This window comes from Brevibacillus choshinensis (assembly GCF_016811915.1).
GTDB lineage: Bacteria > Bacillota > Bacilli > Brevibacillales > Brevibacillaceae > Brevibacillus > Brevibacillus choshinensis_A.
The window spans coordinates 488,025-505,808 of the sequence record NZ_CP069127.1 but is presented as its reverse complement, the minus strand read 5'-3'; the positions used below and the strand labels follow the sequence as shown (position 1 = coordinate 505,808).

Annotated in this window: 16 protein-coding genes; 4 read left to right on the top strand and 12 right to left on the bottom strand. The window is 48.7% G+C overall.

The features are described 5' to 3' along the window. Positions 1 to 5 precede the first annotated feature (5 nt). The 3 genes from pstA to JNE38_RS02735 form a co-directional block, all read right to left on the bottom strand. Positions 6 to 896 carry a phosphate ABC transporter permease PstA gene (pstA, locus tag JNE38_RS02745; RefSeq protein WP_203355153.1) on the bottom strand — a complete coding sequence of 297 codons (891 nt, stop codon included), beginning with the start codon at positions 894 to 896 and terminating at the stop codon, positions 6 to 8. A 1-nt stretch (position 897) separates the two neighbouring features. Next, the gene (gene pstC, locus JNE38_RS02740; RefSeq protein ID WP_203357392.1) at positions 898 to 1,788 is read right to left on the bottom strand and encodes a phosphate ABC transporter permease subunit PstC; all 891 of its coding nucleotides are present in this window, start codon (positions 1,786 to 1,788) and stop codon (positions 898 to 900) included. Between the two features lie 201 nt (positions 1,789 to 1,989). Then, positions 1,990 to 2,934, bottom strand: a complete 945-nt coding sequence (locus tag JNE38_RS02735; protein ID WP_203355152.1) for a phosphate ABC transporter substrate-binding protein — start codon at positions 2,932 to 2,934, stop codon at positions 1,990 to 1,992. Between the two features lie 196 nt (positions 2,935 to 3,130). Here JNE38_RS02735 and JNE38_RS02730 point away from each other — a divergent pair, with 196 nt between their 5' ends. Continuing rightward, a complete protein-coding gene (locus JNE38_RS02730; protein ID WP_203355151.1) occupies positions 3,131 to 3,325 on the top strand; it encodes a DUF378 domain-containing protein in 195 nt (64 codons plus the stop codon). Positions 3,326 to 3,442: 117 nt separating this feature from the next. Continuing rightward, a protein-coding gene (locus tag JNE38_RS02725; protein WP_203353188.1) for an IS3 family transposase occupies positions 3,443 to 4,587 on the top strand; the annotation gives its coding sequence in 2 pieces (ribosomal slippage) (positions 3,443 to 3,716 and positions 3,716 to 4,587; 1,146 coding nt in all). A 78-nt stretch (positions 4,588 to 4,665) separates the two neighbouring features. On the opposite strand, the gene JNE38_RS02720 is transcribed toward JNE38_RS02725, so the two are convergent. The 8 genes from JNE38_RS02720 to JNE38_RS02685 all read right to left on the bottom strand — a co-directional run bounded on the left by JNE38_RS02720 (position 4,666) and on the right by JNE38_RS02685 (position 15,014). After that, positions 4,666 to 5,217: a GerMN domain-containing protein gene (locus JNE38_RS02720; protein WP_203355150.1), complete on the bottom strand. Its 552-nt coding sequence runs from the start codon at positions 5,215 to 5,217 to the stop codon at positions 4,666 to 4,668. Between the two features lie 12 nt (positions 5,218 to 5,229). Beyond that, a complete protein-coding gene (locus tag JNE38_RS02715) occupies positions 5,230 to 6,921 on the bottom strand; it encodes an N-acetylmuramoyl-L-alanine amidase family protein (protein ID WP_203355149.1) in 1,692 nt (563 codons plus the stop codon). A gap of 195 nt (positions 6,922 to 7,116) precedes the next feature. Continuing rightward, entirely contained in the window at positions 7,117 to 8,487 is a 1,371-nt protein-coding gene (locus JNE38_RS02710) for a M28 family peptidase (RefSeq protein WP_203355148.1), read from the bottom strand. 157 nt (positions 8,488 to 8,644) lie between these two features. Continuing rightward, positions 8,645 to 9,151 (bottom strand): hypothetical protein, encoded by a 507-nt coding sequence (locus JNE38_RS02705; RefSeq protein ID WP_238933537.1) that lies wholly within the window; start codon positions 9,149 to 9,151, stop codon positions 8,645 to 8,647. 5 nt (positions 9,152 to 9,156) lie between these two features. Beyond that, entirely contained in the window at positions 9,157 to 9,414 is a 258-nt protein-coding gene (locus tag JNE38_RS02700) for a hypothetical protein (protein WP_203355147.1), read from the bottom strand. Positions 9,415 to 9,557: 143 nt separating this feature from the next. Beyond that, entirely contained in the window at positions 9,558 to 11,207 is a 1,650-nt protein-coding gene (locus JNE38_RS02695; RefSeq protein ID WP_203355146.1) for a peptide ABC transporter substrate-binding protein, read from the bottom strand. A 374-nt stretch (positions 11,208 to 11,581) separates the two neighbouring features. Then, complete coding sequence (locus JNE38_RS02690; protein WP_428993712.1) at positions 11,582 to 13,207, bottom strand: peptide ABC transporter substrate-binding protein; 1,626 nt, start codon at positions 13,205 to 13,207, stop codon at positions 11,582 to 11,584. Between the two features lie 178 nt (positions 13,208 to 13,385). Then, positions 13,386 to 15,014, bottom strand: a complete 1,629-nt coding sequence (locus JNE38_RS02685; RefSeq protein ID WP_203355145.1) for a peptide ABC transporter substrate-binding protein — start codon at positions 15,012 to 15,014, stop codon at positions 13,386 to 13,388. 371 nt (positions 15,015 to 15,385) lie between these two features. On the opposite strand from JNE38_RS02685, the gene JNE38_RS02680 reads away from it, so the two are divergent. Beyond that, the gene (locus JNE38_RS02680; protein ID WP_203355144.1) at positions 15,386 to 16,396 is read left to right on the top strand and encodes a nucleotide-binding protein; all 1,011 of its coding nucleotides are present in this window, start codon (positions 15,386 to 15,388) and stop codon (positions 16,394 to 16,396) included. Then, positions 16,393 to 16,638 (top strand): hypothetical protein, encoded by a 246-nt coding sequence (locus JNE38_RS02675; protein ID WP_203355143.1) that lies wholly within the window; start codon positions 16,393 to 16,395, stop codon positions 16,636 to 16,638. Before JNE38_RS02680 ends, JNE38_RS02675 begins: the two co-directional genes overlap by 4 nt. Positions 16,639 to 16,863: 225 nt before the next feature. Here the strand turns inward: JNE38_RS02675 and JNE38_RS02670 are convergent, their stop codons facing one another. After that, the gene (locus JNE38_RS02670) at positions 16,864 to 17,688 is read right to left on the bottom strand and encodes a helix-turn-helix transcriptional regulator (protein WP_203355142.1); all 825 of its coding nucleotides are present in this window, start codon (positions 17,686 to 17,688) and stop codon (positions 16,864 to 16,866) included. Between the last annotated feature and the right edge of the window lie 96 nt (positions 17,689 to 17,784).

The following is a 17,784-nucleotide window of genomic DNA, read 5'->3' as shown; positions in this document are numbered from 1 at the left end:
CCTCCTTAGTTGGATCCCGACGTCATCTTCTTGTATACCCATGTGCCAAACCAACGAGCGGAAACGTTAAAGAGCAGTACGGCAATAATCAGTACAGCAGCAGCACCATCGGCAACATCACGGGCATCCGGCGTCAATCCCTCACTGTTTACCTTCCAGATGTGCACAGCCAATGTCTCGGCTGGGCGGAATGGATTGAGCGGCGAGGTAGGACTGCCAAACGAAAAGTCGGTAAAGTTCAAGTTAGGTGAAGACATTCCGGCGGTAAAGAGCAACGCTGCCGCTTCCCCGAACACACGACCCGACGCGAGAATCGCACCGGTGATGATCCCTGGGAGCGCAGCAGGCAAAATGACAGAAACAATCGTGCGCCATTTCGTAATTCCCAATGCCAAGCTCGCTTCCTTTTGGCTGCGCGGAACGTTGCGCAAAGCATCCTCGGTCACGCGAACCAGCAGCGGCAAATTGAACACCGTCAGAGCCAATGCGCCAGAGAACAAGGTGTAACCCCAGCCGGTCATGTTTACGAAGACCAGCAAACCAAACAGACCCACGACGATCGATGGGAGCGACGACAACACTTCTATGCTCATCCGGATAAACTGGGTAAACTTGTTATCCGGTGCGTATTCAGCCATATAAATACCTGCTCCGATACCGAGCGGCAAGGCAATCAGCATCGTCAATACGAGCAAGTACAAGGAATTGAACAATTGCGGTCCAATCCCGCCACCTGCATTCACGATATCAGGCGGAGAAGTGAGGAAGTCCAGATTCAGCTTGTGCCAGCCCTGGGTCAAAATAAAACCGAGCAAGCCTACCAGCGTACCGATAATCAAAATCGCAATCAGTGTCAGAACGACCGTAGCTGCGCGGTCCATCACTCTTGCTCTCATTTTATTTCACCATCCTTTTTCTGCCGAGGAAGCGCAGGATCATGATGAAGACAAAGGACATCGCGAGGAGCAGCAAAGCCATTGACCAGAGTGCATTGTTATAAGGAGTGCCTTGAATCGTATTCCCCATGTTCAAAGTAATTCCGCTCGTCAGGGTGCTGATTGGATCCAGCAGACTGCCTGGGAGCTTTGTCGTATTTCCGATAACCATCTGCACAGCGAGTGCTTCCCCAAATGCACGGGCCATCCCCAGTACTACGGCTGTCAAGCAGCCTGGAAGGGAAGAATGCAGCACGACATTCCAAATCGTTTGCCAACGAGTAGCGCCCAATGCCAAGGATGCGTTCCGCAAGTCTTGCGGTACTGCCTCGATCGCATCTGTCGCCACGCTTGTGATCGTAGGAAGAATCATCAATGCCAGCACAAGTCCACCGGCCAGCAAGCTGAAGCCCAATACGTCAAATTGTTCCCGAATGAATGGGACGAGCAAGCTGAGACCAACATAACCGTAAACAACCGAAGGAATTCCCACGAGCAGCTCGATAACCGGCTTCAACACCTTTTTACCGAAGTTCGGGAAAATCTCCGTCATGAAAATAGCTGCACCGATTCCTAACGGCGCTGCAATAATGGCCGCCAGGGCTGTGACCAGAAATGAACCCAGAATAAACGGGAATACCCCGTACATGGCCGGCTCACCCTCAGGATCCCATTTCACCTGGGTTAAAAACTCACTAATGCTCACGCCATTAACAAAGAACGTGGAGAGCCCTTTGGATGCAATAAAATAGGTAATCGACAAGACGACAATGACCAGCAAAGCCGCACATACCAACGCTACGGTCCTACCGGTGATGTTTTCGGTGAATTGACGTTTGTTGTACGTCAGCATTTTTCTAGCAATCAGAGATTGACGTTCGCTGTCAGACTTCTTGGCGTCACCCACGACCTTTTTATCTACAATGATCGTTGACCCTTCACTACGACGGTTCATAATTTCCCTCCCTAGAAAAACAATTGCTGCCCATCTACGCAAGCAAAATGAGGGGTAAGTGCCCCCCCACCCCTCTATTTCGCTTGTGCTCATGTCTTCTTATTTTTGCGTTACTTTCCCTTCCGCATCACGTTCTACTTTCATGTCTGTGATTGGCAGGAAGCCCAGATCCGTAACGGTTTTCTTTTGAACTTCGTCGGACAGGATGAACTCCAGGAATGCTTTTGCATTGCCAGTTGGTTCGCCTTTGGTGTACATGTGCTCATAAGCCCATACTGGATATTTATTGGTAGTGATGTTTTCTGCATTTGCTTCTACGCCATCGAGTTTCAACGCTTTTACAGAATCATTGAAATAGGACAGTGCCAGGTAGCCGATTGCGCCAGGTGTTTCTGCGATGATTTTACGAACAGTACCCGAAGAATCCTCTGTGATGCCTTCCGCTTCTTCTTTACCGTCCATAGCGAACTTGTTGAAAGTTGCACGAGTACCGGAGGACTTCGGACGATTTACCAGGGTGATTTTCATGTCGTCGCCGCCAACATCTTTCCAGTTGGTGATTTTACCCGTGAAGATGTCGATCAACTGTTGCTTCGTCAAGTTGTCTACTTTCACTTTGGGGCTTACAGCTGCAGCCATTCCGACTACCGCTACTTTATGGTCGACCAGCTCGTTTGCTGGAATTCCTTTTTTCTCTTCAGCAAAAATGTCGGAGTTACCGATTGTTGCAGCGCCGCTTGCCACTTGGCTCAGACCAGTACCGCTACCTCCGCCTTGCACTTGAATTTGAACGCCTTGATTCTTTGCCATATAGTCCTTGGCTGATTGCTCAACCAGGGGTTGCAAAGCGGTAGAACCGACAGCAGTTACCGGCTCACCGGGAGAAGTCGTAGCGGAACCTGAATTGTTAGCTTCCGGAGCTGGTGTCGAAGGTTGAGCAGCCGGTTGCTGAGCTGGTGCCGGAGCAGCATTGTTGCTTCCGCAGCCCGCGAGAAGTGCACCCACAAAAGTCAATGCCATGAACATTTTGCTGAGTTTTTTCATTTGATGAAAATCCTCCTTAAAAGGGTCGGTTTGTTTTTCTCTCTTACAAGTACAAACTATACAGGTCGAATGTTGTTGTTTTGTGTTGGCATTGTTAAGGTTTTTTAAAGATCAAAAATGTGACGGATATGTTTGGGATAAAAGAGAAGGAGATCGGGAAACATTCGTTTATCCCTTTTGAAGTGAGGTGACATTCGTGGAAAAACTCGCCTTGCTGCTCGTCATTATCGGCGCCCTCAACTGGGGATTCATCGGACTTCTTCAATTTGATCTGATTGCCACTCTCTTCGGAGGGGCGGGCACTCTCATGAGCAGGATCGTGTATACGCTCGTAGGACTGGCTGGCATTTACGCGATCAAGTTCTTTGTCAGCGAACGGGAACGGACATAAAAGAAAGAAGCGGCACAACCTGGGGACTGACCCCGTAATGTGAGACAAATCAAAACACCTTCAAGAGAAAACAACCATGTCGTAAGATATGGGGACAACCTTGGAGGTGTTTTTGCGTTGGCAACAAGAGTTAGTTATCCCGTAGAAATTAAAATGAAAGCAATTGAAATGCGTCTTGCAGGCGTCACCAAAAAGCAGATCATGCAAGAACTAAATATAAAAAATAAGACCCAAATTCAACAGTGGATGCGCTGGTATCGTAGTGGAGACGTTCATCGTCTTCAGCAACCTGTAGGAAAGCAATACAGTTTTGGAAGAGGGCCGATGTACGATTCTGAACTGGAACAGGTCAAAGCAGAGAATCGTTTTCTAAAACAACAACTGGACGTTCTAAAAAAGTTAGAGGAGTGGGAAAGGAGGTGTCACCAGAAGTAATCGTTCCTTGGATGGAGTCCATTCGTGGGCAAGTAAGTGTGAGCCAAGCTTGCGCGTGGCTTGGTATCCCTCGTTCTACCTACTACCGTTGGAAAGCTGCATACGGGAAAAGAAACGAGGATCTCGTTGTGGGAAAGATTCGGCAATTATGTATTCAACATAAGTTCCGTTATGGGTATAGAAAGATTACAGCTCTGATGCGAGCTGAGATGTCTATTAATCATAAACGAGTACAACGTATCATGCAGCGTGAACAACTACAATGCCGAGTGAAGGTGAAGAAGCGCAAGACAACAGGTCAACCTTCTTATGTAGCAGATCATCTCCTGCTGAGACAATTTCAAGCAAGTGCCCCAATGCAGAAATTAGTGACCGACATTACTTATTTACCTTACGGAAGTAAACTTTTATATTTATCGAGCATCATGGACTTGTACAACGGTGAGATTGTGGCATACAGTATTTCTGACAAGCAAGACACATCGTTAGTCCTCGATACGCTATATCAACTGCCAGACCAACCTGGAATGATGCTTCATAGCGATCAGGGCAGCGTGTATACGTCTCAGGCGTATCAAGCAGCAGTAAAGGGAAAAGGCATTACCATGAGCATGTCCCGTAAGGGTACGCCCGCTGATAATGCCCCCATCGAGTCGTTTCATTCCACACTAAAGTCTGAAACGTTCTATCTCGATAATTTTATCTGTACGACGACGGCCATCGTTGTACAGATTGTCCAAAACTACATTCATTACTATAACTCAATTCGCATTCAAACGAAACTAAACAACCAGTCACCGATTCAATTTCGGCAACTGGCTGCTTAAATGGCTAAGGTGTTTTGATCCCTGTCCTACGGACGGGGGTCAGTCCCCTGAATCAACAGGCTATGCCGCTTCTTTGTTTTACTGCTTGTCTCTCGTCAATGGCTCCGACACTTCCATGTGGCCCATCAGCGATTCTACCTTTTTCCCATCCTCTAGAATGACGATGCGTTCTACTTCCGGGAATTGAAACAGCGATTGTTTCAAGGCATCCAATGCCATCGCTTCACCGCTCGACCCCATGTTGTACTGGTTCTTGCTGTCCGCGTCGATCGTCACCGTTCCCTTATCGAATGTGACGGAATGATAGTGGAAATCCGTCCATAGCGGTACATGCTCGTCCGCTTTTTTCGGTTTCTCCAACAATTCGAGCGTCTTTTTATATTTCTCGATGTCTTCGGCAAAAGAAATTTCCTGCTCTTCCTTTTGCAATTCCATCAAATTGTTATCTGAGTAATAGACAGAAATGGTTTGCTTGGTCAGCTTCGGCTCGGTAGTCGCAGGTGGTTGATTCGAGCCTGTGGTCTGTTCGGCTGGAGCAGTCGGTGTTGGCGCTGGTGCCGCCTTTTGTCCGCAACCGGCTACGAGCAGTGTGGCCAAAACAGCCATCCCAATCATTTGACGACGTTTCATCGAAAGCCTCCCTTACTGGTAAGACTGATAGTATTCGCGAATGGCTGCAACGAGTGCCTGGGCGATCTTGTCCTGGAATGCCGGATTGGTCAGCTTGGCATTTTCAGAAGGATTGGAGAGGAATCCTGTTTCGGTCAAAACAGCTGGCATCTTCGTGTTCTTGATGACGTAGTAGCCTGACTGTTTGTATCCTCGATCCGTAAACTGCGTTGCACCTTGCAGGTGTTTGTGTACGATTTGGGCAAACGTTTTGCTGTTGGCATTATAGTAGAAAGTCTCCGTACCGCCAGCCGTTGCCTTAGGGAAAGCATTGGCGTGAATCGAGAGGAACAAATCCGCATTCCGCTCATTGGCGATCGCGACCCGCTCCGACAGCTCGTAGAACACGTCTGTCGTGCGCACCGGAACCACCTGGAACTCTTTATACTGCCCCAGCAGCGCGACGACCTTGTTCGCTACCGCCAGATTGTAATCCTTCTCGTGATTGCCCGCAGCGCCAAGTGTGCCTGGGTCTTTTCCGCCGTGTCCGGCATCCACCACGATCAAAAATCCGGTCTTCTGCGGCTTCGGTGTGACCTTCACTTCGATGCCGTCATCCGTATACGCTACATTATACTGACTCTTTTGGTTCAGCTCAATGACGACCCTCACCGTGTCAGGGGACGCACTGTACTGGCTGTAGCGCAGAGAAGCAATGAGCGGTTTCGCCTCGGGCTCACTCGCTTGGGCATCCTGCTCTTCAGAAGAGTCGGACGGTTCAGCAGTCTCATCCAGCTGTGAATCTTCATCCTGATCTTCGTCGAGGGAGGCATCCGGGTCATGTTCCTCGGTTTCCCCAACACTCACTACTCCGTCGTTGCTCCGTCGACTGAGCTCCAAGAGATCATCATCCAGAGCCGTTTGCGGCAAATCCAACACGATTCGATTGGGACCTTCCAATGTAAAGGATTCTGCCCGCACGGACATCGAAGTATCGATTCGTACCAGATCCCCTTCTTGGGAAACATCGGTCAAGCGGTTGCGACGTTCGATTTCCAACACATTCTTTTTCTGGTTCCAGGTAAAGGAACCACCTAGTTCGGATTCCAATTGGCTCACCGGAAGAGCGAGCTTGTCGTCAATCGTCTTCCCACGTTCAGGACGACTCCATTGAAATCCCTTCAGACCCAGTTGATCTGCCACCGCTTGTGCCGTCACATACATGGTGTCGTCCACCTGGTACAGACCGATTGCCCCGGCTGGTTTGCGGCCGTTGAGTTCGACTTCTGGCGTTTCGTTGGCAATGACCGTACGGGAGCTATTGTCCCACCCAACGGTAACACCCAATGACTCTCCGACAAAGCGCAATGGCAAGAGCATTCTCTGCTTGGATATGACAGGTGCCGCGTCCAGCTTCACTTGCTTGCCGTTGACTTTTGCCCCAGTGGAGTCCAGGGTTAGGGAGAGCTGCTGGTTCCCCCTCGTAATGGTAGCTGTTCGAGCTGCTTCGTTCCAAGCTACATCCGCGCCAAGACCTTCAGCGATGACACGGACTGGAACAAGGGTCCGACCGTTTTTGATCACAGGCGGCACCTCAGGAGAAACAGCTTGTCCACCGATCATGAGGTTGACTTTCTCCTCCTCAGCACTGCTTGCCGCCGCCCAACCGGGGATAAACAGCAGGACCAGCAGTGATAGCAGCAGAGGGTACAATCTTCTTTTCATCCTGACCTCCTCCGTGATGTCTGTTTTTTTTCGTTGGCTTCAGCAATCGTGCAACGTTCACCATTCTATTAGACGCTTTTTGATCTGTAAAGTTTATAGTCTTTTGGAACCAAAAAACTTGCATTCTACTAATCATCTTGCCACCACGCAAAAAAGGTGCCTTTGACGGCACCTTTTTTTGTGATAGGGCTATCCCTATTCCAGTTCTCTTTCTTCAAATTCATAATCCACAGGCCCTGGAGCGACATGTGCATTTTCCAGTGCAGGTGTGTCCGGACGCGCAATCTGATAGACAGCAGCCCCGACGATTTCGGCGACCTCCTGCAGCTTGTCCTTGCTGATCTTGTCGATCGTGTCTTCAGGCGAATGGTACCAAGGCTCGACAGGAGCGTGGATAAACAGGGCTGCCGGAATTCCCACTTCCGCAAAAGGCACGTGGTCGCTTCGTCCCTCCAGACCGTAGTTGACCGTCTCGGACAACCTTGATCCAGCAGCCGCTCCCAGGTCGGTGACTACATTTTTCTCGCCATCTACGGTGTACATGATCAGCTTGCCTGCATCGCGGCTTCCGACCATGTCCATCTGGAACATGCCCACTGTTTTTTCCACTTCTTTTTCGGACAGAGACTCCACATAAGCGTACGAGCCGAGCAGCCCATTCTCTTCCGCGCCGAATGTGATGAAGCGGATTTCCGTATCCGTCGGCATATTTGCCATGACTCGCGCCAGCTCCAGCGTGGTTGCGGTACCAGAGGCATCGTCATTCGCACCTGGTGCACCTTCTACCGAATCGTGATGGGCTCCGACAATCACGATTTGCCCGTTATCCTTGTTTCGATCCGGTTTTTTGGTGGCAATCACGTTGTAAGAAGTGCTTTCCTTCGTTTCAGCCCCCTCTACCGTAACGGTTGCAGTGAGGGCTTCCCCATCATCCAGCTTTTCCAGCAGCATTTCTCCTTGACTCCGCGTGAGTGCGAGGACAGGCACATAGCTATCATCCGGTTCCCCGAGCGTACCGTTGATCACCCCGGAGGTATTGTTGAAAATAATGACTGCCTCAGCCCCTTTATCCGCCGCGTTTTTCACTTTTTCCGCAAACGGAATCTCGCCTCGCTTGATCAGTGCCACCTTTCCGGACAGATCCAGATCGGCCACGTCCCTCACCCGGCCTAATCCGGCATCCACCAGCTCGCCGGTTACATTGCCATTCACCCCGTATGTAAAATTGCCAAGTTCCCATTCTGCGTCTTCAAAACCAATGACGGAAAACTCAATATCAGTGGGTCCCGTATAGCTGTAGAACTCAAAAGGTTGTCGCTCTGTCTCATACCCATACGATTGAAACTTTTTTTCAATATATTTGACTGCGTTGCGTTCAGACGAGGTTCCAGCCACTCTCGGTTCTTTCGAAAGATCCTTGACGGTTTGATAAATGTTTTCGACTTTAATTCTTTTTACAATCTTGTTGTCAAAAGCACTGTCTGATGGATGAGGTTCTGCGTAAGCAGTCATTCCGAACGTCAAACTTGCCAGTAAACAGAAGGGAATTACCGATTTTTTTAGCATGCTTGTCCTCCTAGTAAAAAGAATTTTTTCATTCACATATCATTATGTGCGAATGCAAATTGTTTGTATAGATGTAATAGTCTGACAACTTTATGCATCTACTGACAGTTTTCGCTTCTAAAAAAAAGAGGCGTTTTTAAATAAACGCCTCTCTCCGTTACCGGAATAAGCCCCGCCGCTCTCTTTTGCTCACCTGCTCTACCTGCTTGCCGGTCAGCATATTCAATCCACCGTTCGCCAAAAACTGCTGAATCATCGACACCACGGCGGGATTGGAGAGGACTTTGATGGATTCTGCTACTTTCGGGTTCTTCAATTGAGGAAATGCACTGCTCAGATGGGGCAACAGCGGCAGCAAATCTTCCAATGCAAATGCCGGTTTCGGCTTCTCCACCTCTTTAGGTGCCGGCGGGCGGCGAGCTCCAAACAAAAGGCTGCCGCGCTTTTGCGTGGTTCCAGACTTTGTGTTCATTTTGCCCAGTGCATTTTTCATATCTTGAAGCTCCTGGCGTACATGAATCATCTCACGCATCATTTGCTCGTTGGTAAATGTGTGGTCACGAGCCAGCTTGTTCATGGTCTCGAGCAGGTTCTGGGAACCGGCCGGCCTGTGCCTTTTTTTCGTCTTGACGGCGATAGTCCCACCTCCCTTCTGATTGTGCATGGCGACTATTTAAAGCGCTTTTTAAGGTTGTTGAGATCTTTTGCGTCAAAGCCCTTCTTGGAAAGCTTATTGATCAGGCTGCCTACATTTTCCGTCCGCATCATGCTGCGGAATTGGGCCACATAGCTGTTTAGCTCTTGTTCCGTAAAGTTCTTTCCAGTCTTTTTGCCTAGATCGCGAATCACTTCCCTGATGCCTGCATCCGTCTTGAGCTTATCCTTGGGAATTGACTTTACAATGCTGAGCAATTTCCCGATGTCCATAGCAAATCCCCCCGAAAGACAGTTTGTTCCTTTTCACTCTATGTAGGGAGTAGCTGAATGGATTGGTCATTTGTCCATGAAACGGGAAAAAAAGAAGAGAGACGCGCAAGGCGTCCCTCTTTTGTTCATCGCGAAAGATTGTCTTATTGCGCGATGTCAGCGTTTTTGTAGTCAACAGCACCGAGGCCATCCAACACTACGCCGGAAACTTTATCGTTTTGTACCCAAGAGTTGGTGTAGAAGTAGATTGGCATGATTGGCATTTCATCCATCAGGATTTGCTCAGCTTGTGCCAAGATTGCTTTACGCTTCTCTGGATCTTTTTCCAGAGCGGATTGGTTCAGCAGCTCTTTGTATTTTGGATTTTCCCAGTTGGTGTCGTTGTTTCCACCTTTTTTGTCTTTGTACAGCTCCAGGAAGTTGATTGGATCGTTGAAGTCACCCAACCAGCCCATGCGTCCGATTTGGTAGTTTCCTTGGTGCAGGTCTTCCAGGTAAACTTTCCACTCTTTGTTTTCGATTTTCACGTCTACGCCGAGTTGTTTTTTCCATTGGTCTTGGATCGCTTCTGCAATCTTTTTGTGACCTTCGGAAGTGTTGTAGGACAGAGTGATAGTAGGCAGTTTGGTGATGCCTTCTTCTTTCATACCCTCTTCCAACAGCTTTTTCGCTGTTTCCAGGTCTTTGTCCTTGAAGTAGCCGTCTTTGTTCAGAGCCATGGACGGTGGAACCGCACCTGTTGCTGGCAGCTGGCCTGTTTGCAGTACGTTGTCGATCAGAGATTGACGATCGATGGAGTATGCGAACGCCTTACGGATTTTCACGTTGTTGAATGGTGCTTTTTCGGTGTTGAACTTGTACCAGTAAGTACCCGCGATTGGCTGGCTTTTCATCTTACCGGAATCTTTCAGTGCTGGGATCGCGTCAGTTGGGAGGGAGCTCAGTGGTGCACCAGCCCAATCGATTTCACCGTTGTCAAACATGGACAGCTCGGTGTTCTCATCCTCTACCATGGAGAACTCGATTTTGTCCAATTTTACATTGTCTTTATCCCAGTAGTTGTCGTTCTTTGCCAGGGTCAGCTTGTTCTTATGCTCCCAGCCTTCCAGTTTGAAAGGACCGTTACCCACGTGAGTCGCTGCATCGCCAGCCCATTTTTCGTTGCCTTCAACGACTTTTTGGTTAACTGGGTAGTAAGTATAGAATGCAGTCAGCTCGGTGAAGAATGGTGTTGGGTTTTCCAGCGTCACTTCGAGAGTCTTGTCGTCGACCGCTTTTACGCCAACATCTTCTTTCTTCGCTTCGCCTTTGTTGAATTTCTCACCGTTCTTGATGTAGTAGAGCTGGTAAGCGTAGTTGGAAGCTGTTTTTGGATCCAGAGCGCGTTTCCATGCGAATTCAAAGTCTTTCGCTGTTACAGGGTCGCCATTGCTCCATTTTGCATCACGCAGCTTGAATGTATATGTTTTGCCGTCTTCGGAAACAGTGTAGCTTTCCGCTGCAGCTTCATGTACTTTGCTGTCTGCACCTGTACGAGTCAGACCTTCGAAGGTCGCGCGAACGATGGTACCGGAAGTGGAGTCTTCAGCGATGCCAGGGTCAGCTGTTGGTGGCTCGGAGTGCAGGTTCAATTTCAATACTTTAGGTCCAGCTGCAGGAGCTTCTGCGGCAGGAGCGCTTCCTTGGCTTGCGTTGTCTGCTGGTTTTGCCGCTTCTTTACCGCCGCCGCAACCTGCGAGTGCTGCACCAAGTACGAGGATGGAACTCATTGCTACGAAAACATTCTTTTTCATGCCATTTATCCCCCTTTTCTAAATCTTTTATCAATATACATCCTTTTATATTATTTTTAAACATGTTTTAGATTGATTTAATAAATTTTTATTTATTTATAAAGATAGTTAACCAAATATAAAAATTAATTTATCGATAAAATAATACGGAAAAAGATTCCTCGCTCTAACTTCGGCTGCAAAACGTTGATTTAGCGCCGTTTTTTTCATCCACCAGAAAATTGAACAGTCGCAAAATCCATTCCTGTCCTTACCAGGTAGACTTTATTTGATTAAAGATATACTATTTGTAATTTTATGATTTTTTATTCATTCACCATTCTTTATCTTAGTGACAAACAAAAAAGAAGGGCTTCAGCGCCCTTCTCCTTCTCTTAATTTGTGAAGCTTGCCCATTTGAAGTCGACATAGCCGAGGCCATCTATGACTACCCCTTGCAGCGTTTCGTCCTGCACCCAGGAATTTGTATAGAAGTAAATCGGCATGATCGGCATCTCGTCCATGAGAATTTGTTCGGCTTCTGTCAAAATGGCCAGACGTTTAGCAGGATCTTTTTCGGTTGCTGACTGGTCCAGAAGTGCTTTGTACTTCGGATTTTCCCAATTGGTGTCGTTGTTGTTCCCGTCTTTTTCCTTGTACAGCTCCAGGAAATTGATCGGATCATTGAAGTCACCCAGCCAACCCATACGTCCGATCTGGTAGTTGCCTTCATGCAAATCTTCCATATATACCTTCCACTCTTTGTTTACCAGCTGCACATCTACTCCGAGATTTTCCTTCCATTGGCTTTGGATCTCATCGGCGATTTTTTTATGCGCTTCGGAAGTATTGAAGCTCAGCGTGATCGGCGGCAGCTTGGTGATTCCTGATTCCTTCATCCCTTCTGCCAGCAGTTTCTTCGCGGTTGTGACATCATGATCGGTAAAGTAGCCGCCTTCCTTGAGCGTCATGCTCGGCGGGACCGCTGCAGTAGCTGGAATCTGGTTTGTTTGCAGGACATCGTGAATCAAGCTTGCACGATCGATGGCGTAGGCGAATGCTTTGCGGATTTTTGCGTTGTTGAATGGAGCTTGCTCGGTGTTGAACTTGTACCAGTACGTGCCCGCGATGCCTTGCGTTTTCAGCTTGCCGTCCTCTCTCAGCGTGAGAAGTTCATCATACGGGAGCGAGCTTGTGGGTGAACCTGCCCAATCCAATTCGCCATTTTCGAACATGGCGAACTCGGTGTATTCATCCTCCACCATGGTAAAATGGAGCTTGTCCAGCTTCACGGCATCCTTGTCCCAATAAGTCGGGTTTTTTGCCAATACCAGCTTCTCTTTGTGATCCCAGCTCTCCAGTTTAAAGGGTCCGTTCCCGACGTGTGTTGCCGCTTCATCTGCCCACTTCCCATTCGATTCGGCCACTTTCTGGTTCACCGGATAGTAGCTTGGGAAGGAAGTCAGCAACGAGAAATAGGGAGTCGGTGCTTCCAGCGTCACCTGCAGGGTTTTGTCATCCAGCGCCTTGATTCCGAGATCGTCTACTTTCGCCTCGCCCCGGTTCACTTTTTTCCCATTTTTGATGGCATACAGCTGATAGGCATAATTAGCTCCAGTACGGGGATCGAGCACCCGTTTCCAGGCGTATTCAAAATCGCGGGCGGTCACCCGATCACCATTGCTCCATTTGGCCTCACGCAGGTGAAAGGTATACGTCCTCAGGTCGTTCGAAATGTCTATCTTCTCGGCTGCCGACGGGTGAATCTGGCCATCTGCACCGATGCGGGTCAACCCGTCAAAGGTCGCACGGATCACCGCGAAAGAAAGGTTTTCCTCACCAAGTCCCGGGTCCAGTGTGGGAGGTTCGGAATACAGGTTCAGATACATTTCCTTTCTTACAGATTGCTCCGCTTTCTGCTCTGGCTTGGCATCCGCCGCCATAGCTGCACCGGCAGCTGCTGCCAGCACACTGGCACAGAGCAGCCCGTTCATTGTCGCACTCAAGAGTCGCTTCACGATATAGTCTCCTCTCCTTTTTCCAATCCTTTCCATTTTACTTATATTTCCAAATCCTTTCAATGAAAATTAGAAAACTTGGCTTCGCCAAGCTTTTGCACCCAAAGGGCATTCTTATCTGTACAAAAAAAAAAGAGAAGGGCCTCTGCCCTTCTCCGGATAGCGCGCTATGCGCCTTTTCTTATTGAATGTCTGCCCATTTCCAGTCTACGAAGCCCAGACCGTCGAGAACAACACCTTTTACTTTTTCGTTCTTCACGTAGGAATGAGTATAGAAGTAGATTGGCGCTGCTGGCATTTCGTCCATGAACAATGCTTCTGCTTCTGCCAGGATCGCTTTGCGCTTCTCTGGATCTTTTTCCAGAGCGGATTTGTTCAACAGCTCTTGGTACTTTGGATTTTCCCAGTTGGTGTCGTTGTTGCCGCCTTTTTTAAACTTGAACAGCTCCAGGAAGTTGATTGGATCGTTGAAGTCGCCAGTCCAGCTGGAACGTGCGATTTGGAAGTTTCCTTGGTGCATGTCGTCCAAGAATACTTTCCACTCTTTGTTTTCCAGCTTCACATCCACACCAAATGCTTTTTTCCATTGGTCTTGGATCGCTTCTGCAATTTTCTTGTGGCCTTCGGAAGTGTTGTAGGAAAGAGTCAGAGTAGGCAGCTTGGTGATGCCTTCTTCTTTCATACCTTCTTCGAGCAATTTTTTCGCTGTCTCTACATCATTGTCCTTGAAGTACGGGTTGGACGATACAGCCATGGTTGGCGGCACCAGACCCATAGCAGCCTGTTGGTTCGCTTGGGTTACGTTGTCAATGATGGTTTGACGGTTGATTGCATAAGCAAAAGCTTTACGGATTTTAGCGTTGTTGAAAGGCGCTTTTTCCGTATTGAATTTATACATGTACGTACCCGCGATCGGGCGAGTTTCCATTTTGCCGGAATCTTTCAGAGCTGGGATCGCATCGGTAGGAAGCGCGCTCAGAGGTGCACCTGCCCAATCCAGATCGCCGTTGTCGAACATGGACAGCTCGGTGTTTTCATCCTCAACCATGGAGAAGTCGATCTTGTCCAGTTTTACAGCGTCTTTATCCCAGTAGTTATCGTTTTTCACGAGAACCACTTTGCTTTTGTGCTCCCAGGATTCCAATTTGAACGGTCCGTTACCCACGTGGGTTTTCGCTTCTCCCGCCCATTTCGCATCCGCTTCCACCACTTTTTGGTTTACAGGGAAGTAGGTGTAGAATGCTGTCAGCTCCAGGAAGAAAGGAGTTGGGTTTTTCAGCTTCACTTCCAGCGTTTTGTCGTCCAGCGCTTTTACGCCGACGTCTTCCACTTTCGCTTTGCCCAGGTTGTATTCCTCAGCATTTTTCAGGTAGTAGAGCTGGTAAGCGTAGTTGGAAGCCGTTTTCGGATCGAGCGCTCGCTTCCAGGCAAATTCAAAATCTTTTGCGGTTACAGCGTCGCCATTGCTCCATTTGGAATCACGCAGATGGAAGGTGTACGTCATGCCGTCTTCGGAAACGTCGATTTTTTCAGCAACGGATTCGTGTGGCTTGCCATCTTCACCAATGCGAGTAAGACCATCGAAAGTCGCACGCAGCAGGGCACCGGAAGTAGAATCCTCAGCCAGCGCTGGGTCTGCTGTAGGCGGTTCACTGTGCAGGTTCATGCGCAGTACTTTTGGTCCTTTATTTTCTTCGTTAGCAGCTTGTCCGCTTTGCCCGCTAGCTGCATTATCTCCGCCGCCACAACCAGCCAGTGCCGCACTCAGCACAAGAATCGAGCTCATCGCTGCGAATACACTTTTTTTCATAGTTTTTTGACCCCCTCTATTGTCGGTAAAACCAGAAGAAAACCTCTATTGAGGCTGCCCAACAATGGGCGAAAGCGTTTTACTAGATGGTTATTGAAAGGAACCAGGCAGATCGGTGTGTACGGCTCGCCTGTCTGATTCGTTTGAAAGCTTCAGGAACAATATACAGCATTTTTAGTCATATTAAAGAGAATTTAACTAACTTTAATTATGTTTTATCCGAACATCAAATTATGTAAAGGGAAATAAATTTCGGTGATTAACATAAAAAGTATTCCCCTGACCAAAAAAACTATGCAAACGCCGCACCTTCCTCTACACTTACATTATAGAAATTGGAAAGTACTGGTTGCCGGGAAGGGAGTGGCAGCATGGGACAACGGCAAAAGCCTGAGATTTTCATCGGTTCCTCCGTAGAGGGGCTCCCCATCGCCTATGAAATTCAAAACGCACTGGAACACGATGCTGATTGTATCGTTTGGCCACAGGGAATATTTGAACCTGGAAGCGTCACGCTGCACGACCTCATCGGAATGACCAAGCAGGTCGACTTCGCCATCTTTGCCTTTACACCGGATGACCTGACACATTACCGAAATCAGGAAGTGAAAACGGTGCGGGACAACGTGCTGTTCGAATTCGGATTGTTTACCGGCAAGCTGGGGATTGAACGCGTGTTTTTCATGACTCCCCGCCATGTGCCTGGCATGCACCTGCCTACCGATCTGCTCGGCATTACTCCCGTCACCTATGACCATACGACGAATCCGAATATGCTCCCTGCGAAAATCGGTTCGGCTTGCCATCTCATCAGGCGACTGCTCCACAAGCATGGGCCGATCCAGCACGGCGTACCCGAAGAAGAGCTGCAGCGGTACATACGGACATTGGAATCTCACGCGCGCTTTATGCTGTCGGCCATCGAGTCAAGTGAGCGGATGCTTCCGCGGATTCACTCCATTTTGGGGGCTCTCCACAACGAGTTTTGCCCCTTGGCTGACTTTCGCGTAAAGGGAACCACGCTCTTTCAATTGACAGAGGATGGAAAATCCCTGGTGCAAATTGGCTGCTCCGGCGCAATAAAAGATCATGCAAAAACGTATCTTTTGGAATACAATGGGAGTAACCCCCAAGATCGCAGTTATGTTGTAGACTCGTTCTTGAGCAATCAAAAAGTGATCTCTTACACGGGGAAAAAGTACGGACTCGAAAAAGAGCTGATTCTCAGCTTCACCGTCGCTAAAATTTTCGTCTTTACCATTCATCTGCTAGCCAAGGACATCACACTCGAGCTGCCTGATATCGCCGATGAGCTCATTCGTATCAATGAGGATCTCTTCTATTACTTTGAAACCATTTTAGAAAGGGGAACCTTGCCATGACCGACCGAAAGCCGCATGCCCACATGACCGTAGCCGGCCTCGTCAGACCCGTCTCCAGACATGTCTCCCGCCAGGTATGGCGCTCGCTTCTGGCCCAGCGCGCGAGAAAAGTCTATGGACAAATTCCTCCTCTCCAAGGTGTGATCTATCATAACGGCCCCTCCGTATTGGACCCGGAGGAAGGCATCATCGTCATTGCGACGAAGGAGGCAGGTTTCAAGCGTCCTCGCTATATCGGCTAATAAAAATCCCCCTCATTAGAAAACTTGGCTCCGCCAAGCTTTTGGCGGAGCCTTAGTTGCACTTATACTGGATAAGAATCTTATAAATTCTTATCTGTATAAAGAAAGCAAGGCCTTCCCTTGGAACGTTCTCCAGAGGAAAGCCCTGCTTTTTTTCATATTCAGATCGGAATTACAGGGTTCCGATCCATTGGCAGTGCATATGAGACTTGTACCCATTGGGGGCTATTGCCCCGGCGCAGCCACTTTTTCTACCTTTTTTCTATACTCTTCAGGCGACATTCCGACGATCGATTTGAAATCGCGGATGAAGTGTGAGTGATCGTAATACCCCAGTTCAGTAGAGAGATCCAGCCAGTCAGCCACTTCTCCCTGATCAATGCGCATCGCCGCTTCATGAAGTCGATATCGCTTAATCACCGATTTCGGACTAACCCCCACGTAACGGTCAAACAATCGCTGCATGGCTCTTTTGTTCATTCCAGTTAAACGAACAGCATCCTCCACCCTGACCACGCTCCGGTCATCACGAAAGGACAAGACCATCTCGTGAACGAGTGAGACGTTCGGATCTTTTTCCGGCAGACGCTCAACCAAAAACGCTTCTACCCGACTCACCATGCTCTGATCATCAGGCGCGGATAGAATGAATCGCTCCCGTCCCCTGCTCTCCATGCCGAAGACCTCTTCCAGTGGTACGGAACTGTCGGTCAAACGGGACACCGGATCGCCAAGGAACGGATAAAAGCCGCCGGGTTTGAACTTGATGCCAATCACCCATCCATGATCCTGCACCACTCGTACCGTGGTTGACTTTCCTACTCCGTAAATACGCGTGCAGTTCTTTTCAAAGACTACATTGACGTTCGGATGAGCAATGACCGTCTGGTGATAAGGCTCCCGTCCCCGGAGATCCCAGCGAACAATCCAGTAATGCTGGACAAAGTATTCCGTCTCCGCCGAAGGGGCGTACCTCATGAGCGAAAATTTTTGTTCGCTACCGGCCAAGTGAAGGACACCTTTTGGCCATTCGTTAACAGCTGGATTCATCGGAAGCACCTCCTGGCGTCTTTTCCAAAACAGTCTGTCACTCGTTTCTTACCATAAGAATAGTGGTTGACAGGTTCGAATACAATTCTGTTTTGG